At 38.2% G+C, this 19957-nt stretch carries 19 protein-coding genes; 9 read left to right on the forward strand and 10 right to left on the reverse strand.

The features are described from left to right. Positions 1 to 61: 61 nt before the first annotated feature. The 4 genes from J2X07_RS19585 to J2X07_RS19600 all read right to left on the reverse strand — a co-directional run bounded on the left by J2X07_RS19585 (position 62) and on the right by J2X07_RS19600 (position 6425). Positions 62 to 1672, reverse strand: coding sequence for an ADP-ribosylglycohydrolase family protein (locus J2X07_RS19585; protein ID WP_310262821.1), 1611 nt, complete (start codon positions 1670 to 1672; stop codon positions 62 to 64). Positions 1673 to 1679: 7 nt separating this feature from the next. Further along, entirely contained in the window at positions 1680 to 2363 is a 684-nt protein-coding gene (locus J2X07_RS19590) for a DarT ssDNA thymidine ADP-ribosyltransferase family protein (protein WP_310262823.1), read from the reverse strand. Beyond that, positions 2360 to 3775: a 3'-5' exonuclease gene (locus J2X07_RS19595; RefSeq protein ID WP_310262828.1), complete on the reverse strand. Its 1416-nt coding sequence runs from the start codon at positions 3773 to 3775 to the stop codon at positions 2360 to 2362. The genes J2X07_RS19590 and J2X07_RS19595 overlap by 4 nt, the downstream gene beginning before the upstream one ends. 988 nt (positions 3776 to 4763) lie before the next feature. Beyond that, positions 4764 to 6425: an SIR2 family protein gene (locus J2X07_RS19600; RefSeq protein ID WP_310262831.1), complete on the reverse strand. Its 1662-nt coding sequence runs from the start codon at positions 6423 to 6425 to the stop codon at positions 4764 to 4766. 415 nt (positions 6426 to 6840) lie between these two features. On the opposite strand from J2X07_RS19600, the gene J2X07_RS19605 reads away from it, so the two are divergent. From J2X07_RS19605 to J2X07_RS19630, 6 genes are all read left to right on the forward strand, one after another. Further along, the gene (locus J2X07_RS19605; RefSeq protein ID WP_310262834.1) at positions 6841 to 6990 is read left to right on the forward strand and encodes a hypothetical protein; all 150 of its coding nucleotides are present in this window, start codon (positions 6841 to 6843) and stop codon (positions 6988 to 6990) included. 42 nt (positions 6991 to 7032) lie between these two features. Beyond that, positions 7033 to 7209: a hypothetical protein gene (locus J2X07_RS19610; RefSeq protein ID WP_310262837.1), complete on the forward strand. Its 177-nt coding sequence runs from the start codon at positions 7033 to 7035 to the stop codon at positions 7207 to 7209. Further along, on the forward strand, positions 7209 to 8609 hold the full coding sequence (locus J2X07_RS19615; protein ID WP_310262887.1) for a recombinase family protein: 1401 nt from the start codon (positions 7209 to 7211) through the stop codon (positions 8607 to 8609). The genes J2X07_RS19610 and J2X07_RS19615 overlap by 1 nt, the downstream gene beginning before the upstream one ends. Next, a complete protein-coding gene (locus J2X07_RS19620) occupies positions 8606 to 10087 on the forward strand; it encodes a recombinase family protein (protein WP_310262840.1) in 1482 nt (493 codons plus the stop codon). The genes J2X07_RS19615 and J2X07_RS19620 overlap by 4 nt, the downstream gene beginning before the upstream one ends. 215 nt (positions 10088 to 10302) lie before the next feature. Continuing rightward, positions 10303 to 10542: a helix-turn-helix domain-containing protein gene (locus tag J2X07_RS19625; RefSeq protein ID WP_310262842.1), complete on the forward strand. Its 240-nt coding sequence runs from the start codon at positions 10303 to 10305 to the stop codon at positions 10540 to 10542. A gap of 104 nt (positions 10543 to 10646) precedes the next feature. Further along, positions 10647 to 11855, forward strand: a complete 1209-nt coding sequence (locus J2X07_RS19630) for a tyrosine-type recombinase/integrase (protein WP_310262844.1) — start codon at positions 10647 to 10649, stop codon at positions 11853 to 11855. An 86-nt stretch (positions 11856 to 11941) separates the two neighbouring features. On the opposite strand, the gene groL is transcribed toward J2X07_RS19630, so the two are convergent. Both groL and groES read right to left on the reverse strand, forming a co-directional pair. Beyond that, the gene (gene groL / locus J2X07_RS19635) at positions 11942 to 13579 is read right to left on the reverse strand and encodes a chaperonin GroEL (RefSeq protein ID WP_310262846.1); all 1638 of its coding nucleotides are present in this window, start codon (positions 13577 to 13579) and stop codon (positions 11942 to 11944) included. An 84-nt stretch (positions 13580 to 13663) separates the two neighbouring features. Continuing rightward, positions 13664 to 13948, reverse strand: a complete 285-nt coding sequence (gene groES, locus J2X07_RS19640) for a co-chaperone GroES (protein ID WP_310262848.1) — start codon at positions 13946 to 13948, stop codon at positions 13664 to 13666. A 228-nt stretch (positions 13949 to 14176) separates the two neighbouring features. Between groES and J2X07_RS19645 the strand changes: the two genes are divergently transcribed. Then, a complete protein-coding gene (locus tag J2X07_RS19645; protein ID WP_310262850.1) occupies positions 14177 to 14890 on the forward strand; it encodes a CPBP family intramembrane glutamic endopeptidase in 714 nt (237 codons plus the stop codon). Beyond that, positions 14887 to 15087 carry a DUF4305 domain-containing protein gene (locus tag J2X07_RS19650; RefSeq protein ID WP_310262851.1) on the forward strand — a complete coding sequence of 67 codons (201 nt, stop codon included), beginning with the start codon at positions 14887 to 14889 and terminating at the stop codon, positions 15085 to 15087. The genes J2X07_RS19645 and J2X07_RS19650 overlap by 4 nt, the downstream gene beginning before the upstream one ends. A gap of 319 nt (positions 15088 to 15406) precedes the next feature. Here the strand turns inward: J2X07_RS19650 and tatC are convergent, their stop codons facing one another. The 4 genes from tatC to moaC are packed head-to-tail and all read right to left on the reverse strand — an operon-like array spanning position 15407 to position 17594. Then, the gene (gene tatC / locus J2X07_RS19655) at positions 15407 to 16186 is read right to left on the reverse strand and encodes a twin-arginine translocase subunit TatC (RefSeq protein WP_310262888.1); all 780 of its coding nucleotides are present in this window, start codon (positions 16184 to 16186) and stop codon (positions 15407 to 15409) included. 15 nt (positions 16187 to 16201) lie between these two features. Next, on the reverse strand, positions 16202 to 16381 hold the full coding sequence (locus J2X07_RS19660; protein WP_310262854.1) for a twin-arginine translocase TatA/TatE family subunit: 180 nt from the start codon (positions 16379 to 16381) through the stop codon (positions 16202 to 16204). 28 nt (positions 16382 to 16409) lie between these two features. Beyond that, the gene (locus J2X07_RS19665) at positions 16410 to 17045 is read right to left on the reverse strand and encodes a redox-sensing transcriptional repressor Rex (protein ID WP_310262857.1); all 636 of its coding nucleotides are present in this window, start codon (positions 17043 to 17045) and stop codon (positions 16410 to 16412) included. Between the two features lie 45 nt (positions 17046 to 17090). Then, positions 17091 to 17594 carry a cyclic pyranopterin monophosphate synthase MoaC gene (moaC, locus tag J2X07_RS19670; RefSeq protein WP_310262860.1) on the reverse strand — a complete coding sequence of 168 codons (504 nt, stop codon included), beginning with the start codon at positions 17592 to 17594 and terminating at the stop codon, positions 17091 to 17093. 192 nt (positions 17595 to 17786) lie between these two features. Between moaC and J2X07_RS19675 the strand changes: the two genes are divergently transcribed. After that, entirely contained in the window at positions 17787 to 19724 is a 1938-nt protein-coding gene (locus J2X07_RS19675) for an ABC-F family ATP-binding cassette domain-containing protein (RefSeq protein ID WP_310262863.1), read from the forward strand. Positions 19725 to 19957: the final 233 nt, after the last annotated feature.

The following is a 19957-nucleotide window of genomic DNA, read 5'->3' on the forward strand; positions in this document are numbered from 1 at the left end:
ATAAGATGAAAAGGTTGCTTTTTTTTATCAATTGAAATCATTGACGGTTACTACAATTTAATTATTTTTTATTGGAGCTTAGAACGAAATGGATTAAGCTAATTACTAACTCTTTTTCTATTCCTTTTTCTATAAAATTAGATGAAAACGCTTCGATTTCACTAGGATTGTTATCTTTTATATTCCAGTTCTCTAACCCATCAGAAATATCCAAAAGGACCTTAAACACTCTTCTAGCTGTCAAACGAGGAGGTACTATAGAATAAATCTTATCTAAATTATTTATAAAAGCTAAATTAGTCATATTAATATCTGTCTTCTCTTTTTTTAGAGCAACATTTTTTAAATCAACTTTTTTATTATTTTTAATGAATAAAGTTTGCCCCTCGGCAGTAGACAACTTATATGTAGTTGAAAGGGCATTTTTTGTAATGGGTTTATTTTTTATTATTTCAACTACCTTGAACTCTTTGAATGGTCCTAACCTACATGTCCCATCATTGTTTTCTAGGCTATTCAAAACTTTAGCTTTTTCACTATTTGGCCAGAGCTTTGGATTGTTATCTTCCTTGTCCTTATCAATATCGTTAACTAATTTTTTAATATATTCGATGTCCTGAACTTTATACCAGTTAGGATCAATCCATTCTGTTCCATGAATAGCTCCCAAAAGTCCACCTACCATTGAGGCATTAGTATCTGCATCACTATTTTGTGAAAAAGCGATTTTTAACAATCCCGAAACTGCTTCTGCAGCGTATTTGGACGAAATATAAATAGAAACTAAACACGCTACTGTTCCGGCACCTCGGATTTGTTTATCAAAACAATTTAACTTTGTTAATGTGGAGTTAGTTTTGTCTAACACACCAAGATTTAATGCATCTTTTATTATTAATAAACCGGAAACCAATTCTGTTATAGTTTCCTCCCAAATTTTAAGGTACCTATTATTTGTAACTAGATTAGCAGCTTCGATCCAATCCTCAAAATTATTTATTTTAGGGAAAATACTCCAATTCTCTTTTTCATTTAACAAATAATCTACTAATTCCCCATAACCAAGAGGCTCGTCTTTTCTAATTAAATATTCAATAGCCCAGGCGTAAAGAATTGCACTTAATAATGCCCTAGGGTGACCATGTGTAGCAATCCCATTTAAAAAAACCTGCTGGGTCATCTCCTTTCTATTATTATAATTATTATATACATGAGGGAGAATACGCATTGCTACCCCATTACCGCCGGCGTTAAAATACCTTTTAATATCCTCTCTTTTTTGTTTTTCCAATTTCCATGGAGGATTACCAAAACTCCATAATGTAGCAGCCTTTTTAGTTGCTCCGCCTCCTCCTCGCTCGTAGATTGGCCAAAATGGAAGCTCGACCTTTACAAAATGACTGAACCAGTTGTTTTGATTTAAACTTCTGGCAACAGAAAATAATAATTGGCCATCATCACTATAAGAACCTAAATCTATTTCTTCTTCAAAAGAGTAGTATTGTGAACCACATTTTCTTTTCCAATTTTGAAACTGCGTTGAAGGTTTAAATGCATTACCTATTTTTGAACTTCTGTCTTCTTGCGGCCAGCCTATGGCATCTCCTATGACGGCCCCTAGGAATGAGCCAAAATATTTATCTATAAATTCTACTTTTTGACTTGTTTTCATTTAATTATCACTCCCCTTGATACAAAATTTCTCCTGGAATATCTCCTCTTCTAACAATAGAGCTCCAAGACACATCGAATAAATTAGGTGCTATTATCCAATTGATATTTCTGGGTACTTCAGGTATAAAACTTAACCTAGCTTTTTCTTTTCTAGCTTGTTCTAGAGTAGGTACAGCAATTGCCATAATACTTGATCTTGAGATATTTTTGTAAATAAGTACTTCAGCTTGGTCGTCTGTTGGACAACAGGATAGCATACTATTAGTCCTGTACATTAATCTTTGACCTTGTACTGGATTCCTAAACATACCGCTAAATCCTTCTTCACCATTCTTTATGTAAATCCCTCTACCCGCTGCAGCATTTCGGTGACAAAATAAAGTAGAAGTTTGATTCATTAATACAGGGTTAGTAAATAAGATTACCCATTCTTTAAAAATAGGGTCTACATCTTTTATCTTTCTTAAATACCAAGAATTAGGGTATTGAACGGAACAACATACATAATCTTCTTTCCCATCATATCTGTTTTCATCATTTCTCTTCAATATTTCTTTTTGGTCATCCAAAAAAGTATTTGCTACAATACCAGACTCGTTACGTAGGATATGAGCCAGATTATTTGATTTAGTAAAATGGCATAACCTTGTTATCCCTCTTTGATGAATACCATCTATTATTTCACTCATAGTTCAAACTCCTGATATAGTTCACTATTTAGTGGTAACATTTCTGTTATTTCTCCCGAATAAGAAATAAACAATCCCCTTTTCGCCCTAGTAACACCGACATAGAGAAGCTTGATTTCATCTGAAAGTGCTTCCTCTCTACTTTCTAGAGACAGTATTTTATCTTTATCTGGTAATCTCTTATTATTACAAAAAGGTAGAATTACTGTATCAAACTCAAGGCCTTTGGCAGAATGATAGGTACCTACAAATACTCCTGGACTAGAATCCCAAAATCCCATATCTCCCTTTAACTCCCTTGGTCTTAAGCCTGCTGATCTGAGTTTTGCTCCTACTATGGAAACCGCGTCTCTATCTCTTACCAAAACTGCAACAGTTTCCGTTTCATAAAGATCAGCTACTTGATCAATAAAATAATTCAGTTCTTCTTCTTCATTTTGAAAATGTATTAGTGCTGGAAGGGGTCCGGAAGCTCTAGGAAAAAGTGGTTCTATCAGGTCCACATCTTCTTTAAAATATGGCATTCGCGAGATCGCTAGACCTAATTTAGCAATCTCCTTTGTATTTCTGTAGTTCTGCTCAAATCTCCAGATTTGAGGATTAATAAAGCCGGCTGAACGCCAAGAAATTCGGCTTCCATAAATCTGCTGGGCTACATCACCGAAATAGGTTAAACTTCCGTTGGATGAAATAGCTTTTGCCAATGATTGGAGCATTGTTGGCGAAAAATCTTGCCCTTCATCAATTATAATGTGTTTATACATTCTTGTGCTTTCGTCTCTTCCAAGTTCTTCCCTTACATAATATGCTAAATCTTCCAAATCATATTTTCTATTATTTTCCTCCCTTAATTTCAAATACTCTAGGTATACCATGAAAAAATATTTTCTATTACTTCGAGTTATTCTAGTTGAACCTCTTCCAGTACGTTCAATTTTTTCGTAATCGGATATATCGGTGATCCCCATTTTTTGTATCCAATTTATTTCCTCAAAAAAAACTTCTACAGGTCTTTCAAATACGGAAGAATCCTCCTCTTCCTTAACTAAAACATATGCTTGCTTGATTAATTCACTTTTTGTCCAATGAAGACGTGAATAAGCAGGAATGATATCATTCCGTCCCATTAACCCTCTGTTTGCAAGATATCCTCTTGCAAACTTGTGATAGTTTATTACATCTATGTTTCTTGCAGTAGCTGAAATGGATTTCAAATATGTAACTAAAGCTTTGTTAAAGGTGACAAGCATTACTTTTTCACCTGGATTGCAATCAGTCTTAGCAAGAAACGCTGCTCTTAAGATTGCTAAAGTTGTTTTACCGCTACCAGCAGTACCTAATACTACGTAATGTCCTCTTTCTGGTAAATATAGCACTTCACTTTGTAAACCAACTGGATTGGGTAATCCCACTTACAATCTCTCCTTTTATTTGATAAATTATAAAATTCCCCACATCAATAAAGTTATATTATATAAGAATTATAAAAATAGGTAACTATGTATTTGTTTACCTTTAATTTTAATTATAGACTTATTTTCCATTTTATCACTATAACTATTTAATTGAATAAAGTAGTTTTTCATAAAAGGATCCCTTAGAACATCTTAGTTCCAAGTCTTTTCTGTAAATTTAAAGGGCACCCCTTTCCATAACAAAAATTGATCGTAAGTAGAAAGTTACTTTTCTAGGTTCTTCAAAAGTTAGCAATAAGGTAAGAAGATAAAAATTAAAAGTTGCATAAAAAAATTTAAAAGGTTTTATTAAATTCACAAAGTTAAATCCCGATTGGGTCAGAGCAGCCCCCTCTGTTAAAAAAGCTGTCGTTTAGTAGAGTTCGACATGAAATAACTACAAAAAATATAACCGTGAAATCGCCCTTAAGTCACGATAAATATAAGGTAAGGTTAGCTGAGCCGATGCAGAAAATCAGCGTAACAATCATTAGGCAAGGTCTTTACTGCTGTTTTCAGACTGGATTGTTAGACTTAAGGGAGCGGGAACGGCTTCGTGCATAACGGTTCGGTGGAAGTTTCGTTTGGTTACGGCCAATGGTGCTTGTTATGAAGTGCGCGGGCGAAAATGCGTATGCTATTAATAGCTAATAACAAGTTGAAGAAATTCAGGTATGAAACAGCAGCATCAACGGTTCCCGTCTTTACACTAAAGTGTATCCCATTACAGACATACTGCTTCCTCTGTCCAAGAATAGTTGTTAGATTCTTGAGACAGGGGTAGGGTATTTTTCATAGACAATAGCCCACATAACCTAAAAGTATATCCCCACGCCCCAAAAAAAAATACAAAAAAGAAAAACTCTTAAAGAGCTTCCCTTGGTTTTCTTATCATCAATTAGTTTTCAAATTTTTTAATTCTTTGAATCGCTAGCCGTTTCTTGAATTATTTAGCCTTTACCTTTTGGTTATTTGGATGTAATTCATTGGTATGTCTACCATATGCTAAAAAGTCATATATTCTAAACAAACGTCTTAATTGAGTACCTATAGCGCTATTATCATCTACATAATCAATATGATCTATTAATATTTGCCTTAGTTCTTGAATATTTATCTTTTTTGGACCCAATAGTGCGATGTTATAAAACTTTTCCTCTAAAGTATTAAACCCGTTATATACTTCTCTAACAACAGAAAATTGCCAATCAAAAGAGAATGCTCCCATCTCTTTTTTTTGCCTATGACTTAAAAAATCCTTGTATTGAAGGTCCCTCTTTTTCATTACTTTATAATCAAGACCCTCATAGTCCCCTAAAGTTGAAAATTTCACGAATCTATTAACAGGTAACCAATGGTCAGTTTTTAGCTTTTCAGGAAGAGTATCTTTTAATAACTCGTCATAATCGTACCCGAACTTGTCATCATCAGCTAGAATTTCTAACAACAAGTCTTTTTTTGAATATGTCTTGTAACCAGTTGAAGAATGCCTAAGTTGACTAGGTTTTGTAAAATCATTCTTATCAATAAATCCTTGTACTTGTTCAGCGAAATGATCTATACCAAAACCTACTACGAACTCAACATCTTTGTATCTATCTTCATTACCGTCAAATTCAACAACTTGAATTTTTCCCTTTGGGTCATTATGTTTTATCAGCTCGTACATTTCTGATTTCATTTGTCTTAACTTTTTTGTACTAAACTTTCTTTTAATTTCACCCAAGGGTCTATAAACTTTTACAAATTGATCTGTTGTAATTCTTGTAATCGGTATTGTTATACCATTTACTGTAATTAACGATTCCTGAAAACTATCATTTTGTCCGTTTGCTCTCCCGACAAAAATTAAACGATCTTTAAGTTTGTTAATGTTTGAACTATCTAGACAAGCAGTTATACTTTCTAAGATCCTAATAATATTTGCATCTGAAAGAGAATATCCAATAAAAATCACTGGATGCTCAATAAATATCGTCAAAAGTTTTGCTGCTAAGTAAGCATTTCTAGCGTTAAATTCCTTGTAATCTTCTTCTGTAAGTACCAATGAATCCGGATCAGTACTGCATCCGTGAATTTTATATATTTCATTTACCTCTAGATTATTTGAAAACAATAATTCCTTTTGACCAATGTAAGTTTTCATTTTCTCAGCTTGAAATACATCTTCAATTAATGTATCCCAATTAGTTGTAATAACACCATCAATGACTACTTCTTTTAGTGCATTTAACTCTTCATCATTTTGTAAGTTATTACCATATTCATATTTTTTACACCTAAGATATCTTGAGATTTCGATTTTTAACGGACTATACCTGTTAGTTGCTATCTCTTCATATTCTTCTCGACTTTCAGCAAATCTTTCATCATTCCACCATATTTCATGAAAATCCTCTGCGAGCATTTGTGCTGCAACGTCCCACTTACTGTTTGCAGTTGACCTATAATAAGCAAATCCTCTTGGTACTAACTCACAAAACTTACGAATTAAACCTTCCCAATCCTCTGTATTTAAATATCGCTTTGAAAACCCCGATCCAATAAAGAGGAATGGAGCAGTAGTATATTTTTTTAAATGTTTTGATAAAGCATCTTCAATATTCATTAAATCTACCTCTCCTCCGATTTTGAAACCACCTACCTAAACTTTACTATCGTATTTAATCCATAGTCAAAACAAACGAAAACTTTTTACATTTTTAAAATATTTTACCATATCTATTTAATTAATTCTGAAAAGAAAAAAAATATTGACATTCTTTTCAAAATGGTTATGTTACATCTGCCGGTAGACGAACTACCGAAAAAAACGACTTGGAGGAACTTACACCATGAGGACACTTTTTCAAAAGCCAAACAAGAAGATTAGCAATAATACAGCTGAGGCAATCACTCATTTAAAAAAGAGAGGTATTGCTTCATGAAGAAAAACCGCTACATCAAAGCCTTATCCGCTTCCGGAATTTCTCCCTTTATTCTCAGCAGTTTTATAGAATACCAGCAACAAAGGAAAAAACACTATGCTAAACCTCAAAAATAAACCCCAATTCCCAGGCGAAGAAAGAGGGATTGTTCGCGTTTATATCTACCGCGATACCGAAAAAGAGTCTGCACAGCTCAACTTTCATTTCTTTGATGAAATCAGCGATAACCAAGAGAAGAGTATATAAACAGTCACCTCGCGTCAAAGATGATTAGCGGGAGGTGAAAATATGAGGAAACGCATTCGGATAAAGTCAAATGATGAGCCATGCGATGTAACAAAAGTTTGGTTGCAGCATTTAATCCAACGGCTCATTATAGAGCAAATGGACTTGCCTCTTCAGCTTCAAGGAAAGCTCATTCATGGAACTACCAAATTGAAAAACAAGGAGATTAGAAGAAAGTGATGATGGAGAAAAAACATGTTTTTTTCCGCCGCGTAAGTACAGCCGGCCAGGATCTGACGATGCAGCAAGAAGCAGATCTACGCTACCGCGATTTACTTAAAGAAAATCAAATACTGATTATTAACGAGGATGCTATCTCTGCTAACAAAAAGTCTATTAAAGAAAGACCTGAGATGAAGCAGCTTATTGAATGGATTGCGAACGATAGGATTGCTGTGTTGTATGCCTTTGACCGAACCCGACTATTCAGAGATTACTATGAAGGAATGAGCTTCCAGGAACTCTGCCTTAAGCACGAAGTCAAAATTGTATATACCTCTCATGGCGGAGGGCATATTCAAGCGACTAACGATATTTTTCTGGAAGGATTCTTAGGGATGTTCAGCGATATTGAAGGAAAGAACATTGCACGAAGAACAGCGGAAGCTAGGAGGCGACATCCTCCAAAGAAGTTCGGTTATATCAAATATAAAGAAACAAAGACTTATAGAAAAGATTCAAAGAACTCGTCTTGCCTTATGGATTACTTTAAAGACATCGCTAAGGTATCCAATATGGATGAGCTATGTATCCTGCTGGATGATTATAAAAAGAAACTTAATTGCGATTTATCGCGCTTAATCACCCTTGCCAGCGATCCTTTTTACGCCGGTTATGATTTGTCCAATGGAAATAACGCTCTTAAACACGTTGAGCCTTATATGACTCTAGAGGATTATCAAAAACTGCAAAATAAGAAAAGCGAACTATTCAAGGCTTTTGAAGAAAGAATAAAACGGCTTGAGGTGCAGGAAACATTTCAGCCTATATGTGGTTGCTGCAAAAGACCTCTCCTTTATCGCAGTAATGTTAAGAGTAACACCGCACAATACAGCTGCTCACGTAAACATCAACGTGTCACAATTGGATACTCCGATCTGGTATGCATTGTAGAGCAAGTAGTAAGAGAGGCATTTAAATGTCTGGATATAAAGAGGCTTGTCAAGGATGCAGTGTTATCTGTCAATTCTTATAAAAAGACTATTAAAAGTGAGGTGCAGACTCTCGAGACGCAAATTAACAAACATATGGAAGAACTGCTCCTAGCTAGCAGTGATTACAATCCAAATTGGGAAAGCGATATAAAATACAAAAAACTAGAAAAACTGAAGTTCGAGCAAGGCGCACTTCTTGAAGCCTTGGAAGAGGCAGAAAACCACCTTGCAGATGCTAAACGATTGTCTAAAGAATTTGAGTCCTATCTGTTGGATATTTCAGAACCGAAATTGGCTTGGCTATTCTCTCTGTTTGTTCATAAGATTCATGTCTATCCTGAACATGTTGATATAGAGATGGTCAAGTTCGATTATTTAACAGAGATAAAAAAAGAATTTATTTACCAAGGAGGTGAGAGTGCATGAATATTGCTTTTGCTTATATCAGGCGCTCTTCTTATAAACAAATTGAAAATCACAGTGTTGAGATACAAAAAGCTCATATTCAGCAATATGCAGCCCGCAACAACATGACCGTTCCTGATGAATTTATTTTCATTGAGGATGCTACAAGTGCTTATACAAACCGAGCATCTCAGCGAAAGAAATTGATGCACCTAAAAGAAAGAATGATTGAGTCCGGGATCCCACGTGTCATTTTTCACGAGGAATCACGTATGGACCGCACCGGATACACGTTTATATTAGACTTTTACAGACCACTCGCTGAACATTTCCCTGACAATCTGTCTGTATATTCAACTAACCTTGAGGGCCCCCTTAATCCCGATGATCCGAAAACTAAGCTTGCCTTCCTGCTATACAGACAGGAATCAGAAATAAAGTCTGAAAGAGCCATCAGTTCTCTCGTTTCTTATCTTGAGACAGATGAAACTGTAAGGCCAGGAGCCAAGACTCCTTATGGTTATACCTTAATTGAAAAGAAGCTGGTCCCAAACAAAGACGCTGATATCGTAACATTTATTTTCTACTTGCAGAGTTGGGGAATTTCCATGCAGAAAATCGCTAATACCCTAACCTCTGCAGGCATTCCTTCTCCTCAAGGAAAAGCTTGGAGATCCAGTACGATTGAAACCATCCTCAAAAATCGTCTCTATACCGGAACATTAATATGGAATGTTCATAAAGGCAAAGTAGCAAGAGAATATGAATTTCATAACTTCACTGAGCCGCTTGTTGATGAATTCCTTGTGCATCTAATCACCGTGAACACCACGCTTCAGAAAGTTCATGGCAGGCTAGATACCCCTTTTACTTTTCTAAATAAGCTAGTCTGCAGCCAATGCAACGAGAAGCTCCTCACACAGAACGCATCCACAACCCGGAATAGCAAAAAGTATCTCTATCAGTATTATGTTTGTAAAACATGCAGCTATAAATTAGACAAAACAGACGTTCATGATTCTTTAATGCCTAACTTGTTTCGACATATCGAGAATCATATGTCTAGTGAAGAACTAAAAAGCCATGCCCTTAATTACTTGGAACAAGCAAACCTAACAATCGAAAAAAATATTGAAATTCTCGAAGAACGTCTTGACAAATTAATATCAAGGGGTTGTATTGCAGAAGAACAGAACGACAAGCGGCTTCAAGGGCTCGCAGTAACTCTTCAGAATCGGACAGCTGACGATTTGAAAGAGGCAAGCTACAAACTGGATGTACTTCAATCAGTGTCTGAATCTGTACAATCTGACCTGTTCTTTAACCGTTTTAAAACAATGTTAGAACTTCAGCTTGGGGAAACAGAAAAACGCTTAATGGTTCTTTATTTTATAGATCATGTAGCGATATCTCCTGAAGAAGGATCTAAGATGACATTCAGCAACAACATCCTCAATATTTTCAATCTTGATTCTGCCGGACAAACTACCGAACTTTAATTCTCATACTAGGATGAATTACCGAATGCACTTTTGTCGAATTCACCTAATGAACCTAGCAGATTTAGAACCGCCCTGTTACCAGGGCTTTTCTTAAGAGTATATTCGGTAATTCATCCACATTGGTATACCAATATGGACAAAGTACAGAAAAACATTACAAGTATGGACAAAGTACAGAAATATATACAAAAACCAATTTGGAGGAGTTTACTATGAATAATACAAAACAATATACAACTTGGGAATCTTTACCTGACGCATTAACAGCGGCTCACATTGCCGAGTTCCTTTGCATCTCAAGAAAAACGGTCTACGAACTATTCAAACTGGATGTAGAGCACGGTGGTATCCCCAACTTTGAAATCGGCACTTCAAAACGTGTAGAAAAGTCGGATTTGGAAATGTGGGTTGCTGAGCAAAAGCAGAAGAAAAGTTCGAGCCGCGCAGTTTAAATGTAGAAAAGGCTAGCAAATAGACTAAACGTATTTGCTCCATAAGCAGTGGAAATAATAGATAACCTGCAAGACATTTCAACAAGAAAAGAGGTCTAATTAATATGAAAGGACATTTTTACCGAAGAGGCTGCACTTGCAACAAGAAGCGCTGCACTTGCGGATCTACCTGGAGCTTCGTAATCGACATCGGGAGAGACCCCTCTACCGGCAGAAGGAAGCAAAAGACGAAGGGAGGATTTCTGACTAAGCAAGAAGCTGAAAAAGCCGCTAACGAATTCATCTACGAACTTAATCAAGGAACCTATGTACATGAAGCGAGTGTTATATTTAAAGATTTCGCAAGTGAGTGGCTTAGTATGTACAGTGAGAAGAACAGCGTTAAGCCTGGGACTATTCGTATTAGGCAGCATGAAATCAACAAACTGCTGCCCTACTTCTCTCTTTTAAAGCTTAAAGACATAACAGCTAAAAGGTATCAAGATGCTTTGAATGATTTAAAAGAGAAAGGGTATGCTGACAACACGTTAGACGGTGTACACCGCACTGGAAGAATGATTTTCAAGAAGGCCATTGAGATGCGGATGATTAAAAGTGATCCAACGGAATTCGCTTACCTGAAGAAAGACAGAAAAACCATTGAGGAATTAGAAGAACAAGAAATCCCTAAATATATGGAAAAGGAGGACCTCGCTTTACTGTTGAAAACAGCTGCTCAAAAAGGTTTAGATTTAGATTATCTAATCTTCCTTACCCTTTCATACACAGGGATGCGTGCTGGTGAGCTGGTGGCTCTAAAATGGAAAGACATCGACTTCGAGGAACAAACTATCAGTATCACGAAAACGTATTACAATCCGACGAACAACACGCTGGAATATCAATTAGTACCGCCCAAGACCAGAAAATCTAAAAGGACCATTGTAGTAGATAAAGAAGTCATTGCTGCCCTCAAGAAGCACATGCTAGGACAGAAGAAAGTTCAGGAGCACTTTCGAGAATCATATTTGGACGAAGGATTCATTTTTGCCAAGAAAGAAAAACAACCTGGCTATCCTATTTTCGTCAAGACCGTTGAAAATAGAATGGCACGGCTGCTAAAGTTGGCTGGCTTAAATGCAGAACTCACTCCTCACTCTTTGCGCCATACACATACGTCATTGTTAGCAGAAGCAAAGGTAGGCTTGGAAGAGATTATGGATCGGTTAGGCCACTGTGACGATGCCACAACGAAAAACGTCTATCTCCACGTAACAAAAGAAATGAAAAAAGAGGCTTCTCACAAGTTTGCACAACTAATGAGAAACCTCTAATTTTAGGAGAGAAATGTTAGCAAGATGTTAGCATTCCACTCCACACTTTCATCAAACCCTCATATATCAAGGGGTTTGGGCTATGATTACATCATGCCGCCCATACCGCCCATGCCCATGCCGGACATGTCAGGCATTCCGCCACCAGAATTTTCTTCTGGCTTATCAGCGATTACTGCTTCTGTTGTTAGGAACATAGCAGAAACAGATGCTGCATTTTGAAGTGCAGAACGCGTAACTTTTGTTGGGTCAACGATTCCTGATTCGAACATGTTTACCCATTCGCCAGTTGCTGCGTTAAATCCGATTCCGATTTCTTCGTTCTTCAAGCGCTCAACCACTACAGATCCTTCAAGACCAGCGTTGTGTGCGATTTGACGAACTGGCTCTTCTAGTGCACGAAGTACTAGTTTGATACCAGTAAGCTCGTCGCCTGTCGCTTCAACTTTTTGAATTGCAGATAGTACGTTAACTAGAGCTGTACCACCACCAGATACGATACCTTCTTCAACTGCTGCACGTGTTGAGTTCAATGCGTCTTCGATACGAAGTTTGCGCTCTTTTAACTCAGTTTCAGTAGCTGCACCAACTTTAATTACTGCTACACCGCCAGCTAATTTAGCAAGACGCTCTTGTAATTTTTCTTTATCAAACTCAGAAGTTGTTTCTTCTAATTGTGCTTTGATTTGGTTTACGCGAGCTGCGATTTTAGCAGAGTCTCCAGCACCTTCAACGATTGTTGTGTTTTCTTTCGTTACAACAATTTTAGAAGCTGTACCAAGCTGCGTGATGTTCGCAGACTTAAGGTCAAGACCTAGCTCTTCAGTGATTACTTCACCGCCAGTTAGTACTGCGATGTCTTCAAGCATAGCTTTACGGCGGTCACCGAATCCAGGAGCTTTAACAGCCACTGCATTGAATGTTCCGCGAAGCTTGTTAACTACTAATGTAGCAAGAGCTTCACCTTCTACGTCTTCAGCAATCAACAATAGTGACTTACCTTGTTGAACCACTTGCTCAAGAACTGGAAGGATTTCTTGGATATTTGTAATCTTCTTATCTGTGATAAGAATGTATGGATTTTCAAGCTCTGCTTCCATCTTGTCAGAGTTTGTAACCATGTATGGTGAAGCATATCCACGGTCGAACTGCATACCTTCAACCACTTCAAGCTCAGTTGTGAATCCTTTTGATTCTTCGATCGTGATAACGCCGTCGTTACCAACGCGCTCCATCGCTTCAGCAATCAATTGCCCTACTTCTTCGTCAGCAGCAGAAATTGATGCAACTTGTGCGATAGACTCTTTGCCTTCGATTGGCTTAGAGATCGCTTTTAATTCTTGAACAGCAGCAGCTGTTGCTTTTTCGATCCCTTTACGAAGTACCATTGGGTTTGCACCGCTTGTTACGTTCTTAAGGCCTTCACGGATCATCGCTTGAGCAAGAACCGTTGCAGTTGTTGTTCCGTCCCCAGCTACATCGTTCGTTTTGCTCGCTACTTCAGCTACAAGCTTAGCACCCATGTTTTCGAATGCATCTTCAAGCTCGATTTCTTTTGCGATTGTTACACCGTCATTTGTGATTAACGGAGAACCGAATTTCTTTTCAAGCACAACGTTGCGCCCTTTTGGTCCAAGCGTTACTTTTACAGCGTTTGCTAATGCATCAACACCACGAAGCATTGAGCGGCGTGCGTCTTCACTAAATTTAATATCTTTAGCCATGAGTAAAACCCTCCCAATAATTTTTATATTTTTATTTAGTATTTATGTAGCTTCAATAATTGAAGCCTTTAGTTTTTCTGATGATTAGCCTACGATCGCTAATACGTCAGATTCACGAAGGATCAAGAATTCTTTACCTTGGTACTTAACTTCTGTACCTGCATATTTAGAGAAAATAATAGTGTTTCCTTCTGAAACTTCTAAAGCGATACGTTCGCCGTTATCTGTTACACGACCCGTACCTACAGCAACAACTTTACCTTCTTGAGGCTTTTCTTTAGCTGAATCTGGTAACACAATACCGCTTGCAGTTTTTTCTTCACCTTCTACAAGCTCAATAATTAGACGATCACCTAGTGGCTTTAACAAGTGAAACACCCTCCTTAAATAGTTAAAAAGTTTTATTAGCACTCTTTATTGGTGAGTGCTAACTCCATTTTTAATAATAAATAAATTTTAAAAACTTTGCAAGCAAGAAATGCAAAAATTTCATCAAAAGCGATATCCTCGCGAGTCATGCCTATTCTATGTTAAAATGGGTTAGCATATAAAGAGAAGAAGATTGTTATTCCTGCAGGATTAAAGGAGATATTTCATTTGAAGATTAAATACTGGTGGATCATCTTAGTTTATATAGCGATGCAATTTTCAGGGTTTATTGGTATACCTGCTTTGAAAGAACTTGGAGTCCCGCGTTCACAAATCATCGGTATGTGGGGAACGATCAGTTTTGTTGCAGCGCTTATCATTATTCTTTTCATGCTAGCACCTGAGATGAGAAATCGCCATCGAAATTCTGAAAGGGTTTCTAGAGGAGCTGCTGTTGGCTGGGCCATTGGCGGTATTTTTATGGCGTACGCCTCCCAAATCATCGCAAGTCTGATCGAATTAAATGTATTAGGCATTCAGCCGGGATCAGAAAACACGAAACAGTTAGTCGATATCGCAAAACATGTTCCTTATTTCATGGTTGTTACGGCGATTGTCGGACCTATATTAGAAGAGATCATCTTTCGTAAAATTATTTTTGGTTCCTTAAATAAAAGATTTAACTTCATTATCTCTGCCTTGATCAGTTCATTGATCTTTGCGGCTGTCCATAATGATTTCAAACATTTGCTTATCTACACAGCTATGGGCTTTACCTTTGCTTTTTTATACGTTCGGACTAAAAGGCTGCTCGTCCCTATTATGGCGCACGTAGCTATGAATACACTCGTTTTAATTGTACAGATCTTTCTTGCTGATAAGATTCAAGAAATGGAAAAACACATTGAAACAGCGCAGTCGATCATTGGAGGACTATTATGAAATCACCTTTGTTTATGGCATTTTTGTATTTAGCGATTGGGGTTGTCTTTACCTACCTGGCTGTCCATTATGCTGCTGAATATGGAATGACAAGTATTTGGACAATCATCACGATGGTCGTTGCGACATTCGATTATGCAAACGCCATTCGCTATTTTGCTCTAAACAGCCATTTAAAAAGAAAACGAAAGAAATAATGAAAAGAGCCTCTTGCCCAATTGGGAAAGAGGCTTTTTTTGTGTTATAAGCTTTTACGACACATGTTATTCATTGTTGTTTTTGAAAGCTGTTGATCTCCGTTCCAGGATGCTCGCTTTCCGCGGGGTGTGCGGTGAGCCTCCTTGGCGCTTTGCACCTTTAGGGTCTCACCTGTCACACTGATCCCGCTGGAGTCTCGCACCCTACACTTCAATCAACCTGTCATAGGAGCAAAATTACAAAAATTTCCCTGAAGCAATAACAAACAAAAAAGCCAACCCGCAGTGGCAAATGCCACTTTTCGAGTCAGCTTTATCTTTATTCGTTATAGGCAGATTCCATTTCAGCTTCTTTTTCTTTAACGAGAGCTTCCATTTCTGCTTTTATTCTTTTTTTATAGGCCGCTTTAGAGATCAGAATACTAATTTCATACAAGATGATCAATGGTAATGTAACCATCATGTGAGACATTAGTTCTGGCGGTGCGATCATACCCGCTACAATAAGAATGCCAAAATAGGCGATTTTCCTGATTTTCTTTAAGAAATCAGGTGTTACAATTCCAAGCCTCGTTAAGAACATGATGAGAACCGGAAATTGAAACAGAAAGCCAAACGGAATCGTAATGTTAAACAAGAATGAGAAATATTCCTGAATTCCGTATTCCCCTTCAACACTTAATGAATCGGCGACATTCCCCATAAAGCTTACGACGAGCGGAAAGAGAATGAAGTAGGAAAATGTTAATCCCAGCAAAAAGAGAAAAAACGAAATCGGAATGTACATAAGTGTGACTCTTCGCTCGTTTTCATACAAACCCGGACTAATGAATGCCCAAAGCTGGTACAATGCGACAGGAGCTGCTAATACGAGCCCGATAAAGAAGGCAAAAGATACGTATACGTTTAACGGATCTGTTAGATGAAAAGCGTTCATCTGAATATCTTTTGCGATTGGATCACTTTGCAGATATACGATCACGGGTTTCGCTAAGAAAAAGCCAGCGATTAGGAACACTAAGAAAGCTAAAAACGACCAAATGATACGGGTTCTTAGTTCTCCAAGGTGGTCATATATCGTCATATTTTTTTCAGTAATCATACAAAAACATCCTTACTTATCGTGTTGGTCGCTTTTCTTCTTATCGTCGTCATCATCCATGATTCCTTGTGTTGCGTTTTTGAACTCACGCAATGCCTTACCTGTTGCTTTACCTAACTCAGGTAATTTTTTAGGTCCAAACACGACAATAGCTACACCTGCAATTAACGCGATGCTTCCTGGTCCTAACATGGGATTACCTCCTCCATTTTTTTATTTCTTACGAGTAATTTTTCATAAAATAAACAAGGGACTGCAATTCAACGGCTAAATCAATATGATGGACACGAATATCCGAAGCTACCGTTAACCTCGCCGGGGTAAAGTTCAAGATACCCTTTACGCCTGCTCGTTCCAGCTGTTCGGCGATGGTTTGTGCAGATCCTACCGGAACAGTAAGGATTGCGACGGTAATTCCCCGCTTCTGCAGCTCTTTTTCAATATCTTCTATATGGAAAATAGGGACACTTTCAATCTCTGTGCCGATTTTAGACGGATCTACATCAAATGCAACTTCTATTTTTGTATTGTTGTTCTTTGTAAAATTGTAATGTAAAAACGCGGTTCCTAAGTTACCTACACCGATCAGAGCAACAGTCGTTGTTTCATCCTGGTTGAGTGTTTTGCGGAAAAAAGAGAGCAAGTAGTTTACATTGTAGCCATAACCTTTTTTTCCAAGTGCACCGAAGTATGAAAAATCCCTTCGGATCGTAGCAGAATCTACTTTTACTGCTTCACTTAACTCAGCAGAGGACACCCTTTGCTTTCCTGAAGAGGATAAGTTTTTCAAAAACCGGTAATACAATGGCAATCGTTTAGCTGTAGCGTGCGGTATTTTTAATTGATCTTGATTCATGTATTGAGCCCTCCATGTGTAGAAAGCTTTGCCAACTCTATTGTATCATATTTTGCCAGGTCTAGAAGAACGTTCAAAATCACCATTCTTACCTCCTGTTTTTGTGAGGAGATATGTAGGACCAATAACCATCCCTTTATCTGCGGCTTTGCACATATCGTACACTGTTAATGCTGCTGCAGATGCCGCGGTTAATGCTTCCATCTCCACGCCGGTATTTCCCTTTGTTTTGACTTCTGCTTTTATATTTAATTTATAGCTGTCTTCTGATTCCTCATCCCAATGAAACGATAAATCAACACCCGTTAAGGAAAGCGGATGGCACATCGGAATCCAGTCAGAGGTTTTTTTGGCAGCCATGATGCCTGCAATTTGGGCAACTGCAAGAACATCCCCTTTTTTAAATCCGTTATCTTTGATCTTAAGGAAGACTTCTTTTGAGACAGTTATCCCGCTTACGGCTGCGGCTGTTCTGTGGGACGTTTCTTTATCCGAAATATCTACCATTCTGGCACGGCCTTCTTCGTTAAAATGGGTTAACTCTTTCATATAAACCCTCCTCAAGTTGAATATACACGAAACCGCTTTTATTGTCGTTAATATTTTACTTGTAATTATTGCAAAATGTTGAACATTGCCGCAGTTGGCGATATTCCCCAAACTGCGCTAAACTACTAATAAGACTAGGGATTTGATTTAAGAAAAAGAAAATCACCCTTTTTTTCATAGAGGTGAATACACATGATCATTTTACAAGTTCAAGACGTCACAAAATCATTTGGCGCTGAAGCTATTCTATCAAATATAAAATTAGAAGTTCAAACTGGTGAACGCATTGCACTAGTTGGCAGAAACGGTGCGGGAAAATCGACCCTATTGCGCGTTATTACCGGTGAGTATTCCTATGATTCCGGCCATGTCATGATTCCGAAAGATGTGAAGACAGGCTATCTTGCACAAGACGCAGGACTCGATTCAGACCAATCGATCTGGAATGAGATGCTGTCTGTTTTCGAAGACCTTCGAAAGAAAGAAAAACGTCTCCGTGAGATGGAAGCACGCATGGGAGATCCGAGTGTCATTGAAAATGCCGCAGAATATGAGCGCCTTTTAAAAGACTACGATGCGCTTCAAGTGCAATTCAAAGACGAGGGCGGCTATCAATACGAAGCTGAAATCCGTACTGTTCTTCATGGATTCCAATTCGCCGATTTTGATAGAGACACAAGAATCAATACATTGAGCGGCGGGCAAAAAACGAGGCTGGCGCTTGCTAAGCTTCTATTGACAAAGCCTGATTTATTAATTCTCGATGAGCCGACAAACCATCTGGACATTAAGACATTAACGTGGCTCGAACAATATTTGCAGAGTTATCCGGGCGGCATCTTAATCGTTTCGCATGACCGTTATTTTCTCGATAAAATCGTAACGACGGTTTATGAGATTTCCAGAAAACGTTCTGTCCGCTATGTGGGTAACTATTCCCGCTATCTTGAACTGAAGGCAGAACGCTTTGCTCAAGAAATGAAAGAATATGAGAAACAGCAGGATCAGGTCGCTAAATTAGAAGACTTTATTCAAAAAAATATCGTAAGAGCTTCTACAACAAAACGCGCACAGAGCCGCCGGAAGCAGCTTGATAAAATGGAGCTGCTCGATCGCCCTGCTGGAGCTGAGAAATCCGCAGCTTTCTCTTTTGATATTGAAAAACAGACCGGGAACGATGTGCTGCAGCTCGAAAACGTGAGCACAGGATATGAAGACGGAGTGCCTTTATTTAAAAACGTGAAGCTCGCTGTTAACCGTCAAGACAGTGTCGCGATCGTTGGACCTAACGGAATCGGGAAATCTACCCTTTTAAAGGTGATTCGTAAAAAACTCCCTTTATTAACAGGTGAAATACGCTACGGCAGCCAGCTGATGATCTCTCACTATGACCAGGAACAAGCCGATCTTCATTCGAAAAAAACGCTGCTTAATGAGCTTTGGGATGACTATCCGGAAAAGACGGAAAAAGAAATCCGCTCCATTCTCGGACAGTTTCTCTTTAGTGGTGATGATGTATTAAAACTCGTCACTGAACTGAGCGGCGGTCAAAAAGCGAGGCTAGCCCTTGCAAAGTTAATGATGGAAAAAGGAAACCTCTTATTGTTGGATGAGCCGACGAACCATCTGGACCTCGACAGCAAAGAAGTGCTCGAGCAAGCCTTGATTCATTATCCAGGAACGATTCTTTTCGTATCGCATGACCGGTATTTCATTAACCGGATCGCAACAAAAGTCGTCGAACTCGCTCCTGATGGTTTAACCGAATACCTCGGAGATTATGATTATTACACAGAGAAAAAGAATGAGATGAAAGCACGAGAAGAAGCTGCAGAACGACAAAAAGCGGAAGCTCAAGCGAATATCACATCTGATGCTCAATCAGGAAATAAAAAGTCGATCGATAAAGAAGCCAAAAAACAAGATCGAAAACGCCAGCGCCGAATTGAAGAAATCGAAGAGCTATTAGAAAGTCTCGAAAGCAAGATCAGTTTTGCTGAAGGCGAGCTTTGTAAACCAGAAGTATTCCAGGATTACGAGAAGACTCAGGACTTCCAATCCCAGCTGGATCAATTGAACGCTGATATGGAATCCCTCATGGAAGAATGGGAAGAACTGCAAAACGCATAAAATGCAGAAGATGGGTTTCCCGTCTTCTTTTTTTATTGAGCTGTTTTCATAATCTTCGTTGTTATTGAAAGCAATTGATCTCCGTTTCAGGATGCTCGCTTTCCGCGGGGCGCGCGGTGAGCCCACTCGTCGCCTTGCGACATTGAATGGTCTCACCTGTCACACTGATCCCGCAGGAGTCTCACACCTTGCACTCCAATCAATCAGGCAAAGAGGCGTTTCAAAAACACCAC

The organism is Fictibacillus barbaricus, assembly GCF_031457135.1.
Taxonomy (GTDB): Bacteria; Bacillota; Bacilli; order Bacillales; family Fictibacillaceae; genus Fictibacillus; species Fictibacillus barbaricus_A.

Bases quoted from the DNA above. Each gene is read 5' to 3' on its own strand.
- J2X07_RS19585 (WP_310262821.1), bottom strand. From the start codon at position 1,672: ATGAAAACAAGTCAAAAAGTAGAATTTATAGATAAATATTTTGGCTCA.
- J2X07_RS19590 (WP_310262823.1), bottom strand. From the start codon at position 2,363: ATGAGTGAAATAATAGATGGTATTCATCAAAGAGGGATAACAAGGTTA.
- J2X07_RS19600 (WP_310262831.1), bottom strand. From the start codon at position 6,425: ATGAATATTGAAGATGCTTTATCAAAACATTTAAAAAAATATACTACT.
- J2X07_RS19605 (WP_310262834.1), top strand. From the start codon at position 6,841: ATGCTAAACCTCAAAAATAAACCCCAATTCCCAGGCGAAGAAAGAGGG.
- J2X07_RS19610 (WP_310262837.1), top strand. From the start codon at position 7,033: ATGAGGAAACGCATTCGGATAAAGTCAAATGATGAGCCATGCGATGTA.
- J2X07_RS19615 (WP_310262887.1), top strand. From the start codon at position 7,209: ATGATGGAGAAAAAACATGTTTTTTTCCGCCGCGTAAGTACAGCCGGC.
- J2X07_RS19620 (WP_310262840.1), top strand. From the start codon at position 8,606: ATGAATATTGCTTTTGCTTATATCAGGCGCTCTTCTTATAAACAAATT.
- J2X07_RS19625 (WP_310262842.1), top strand. From the start codon at position 10,303: ATGAATAATACAAAACAATATACAACTTGGGAATCTTTACCTGACGCA.
- J2X07_RS19630 (WP_310262844.1), top strand. From the start codon at position 10,647: ATGAAAGGACATTTTTACCGAAGAGGCTGCACTTGCAACAAGAAGCGC.
- groL (WP_310262846.1), bottom strand. From the start codon at position 13,579: ATGGCTAAAGATATTAAATTTAGTGAAGACGCACGCCGCTCAATGCTT.
- J2X07_RS19650 (WP_310262851.1), top strand. From the start codon at position 14,887: ATGAAATCACCTTTGTTTATGGCATTTTTGTATTTAGCGATTGGGGTT.
- J2X07_RS19660 (WP_310262854.1), bottom strand. From the start codon at position 16,381: ATGTTAGGACCAGGAAGCATCGCGTTAATTGCAGGTGTAGCTATTGTC.
- J2X07_RS19665 (WP_310262857.1), bottom strand. From the start codon at position 17,045: ATGAATCAAGATCAATTAAAAATACCGCACGCTACAGCTAAACGATTG.
- moaC (WP_310262860.1), bottom strand. From the start codon at position 17,594: ATGAAAGAGTTAACCCATTTTAACGAAGAAGGCCGTGCCAGAATGGTA.
- J2X07_RS19675 (WP_310262863.1), top strand. From the start codon at position 17,787: ATGATCATTTTACAAGTTCAAGACGTCACAAAATCATTTGGCGCTGAA.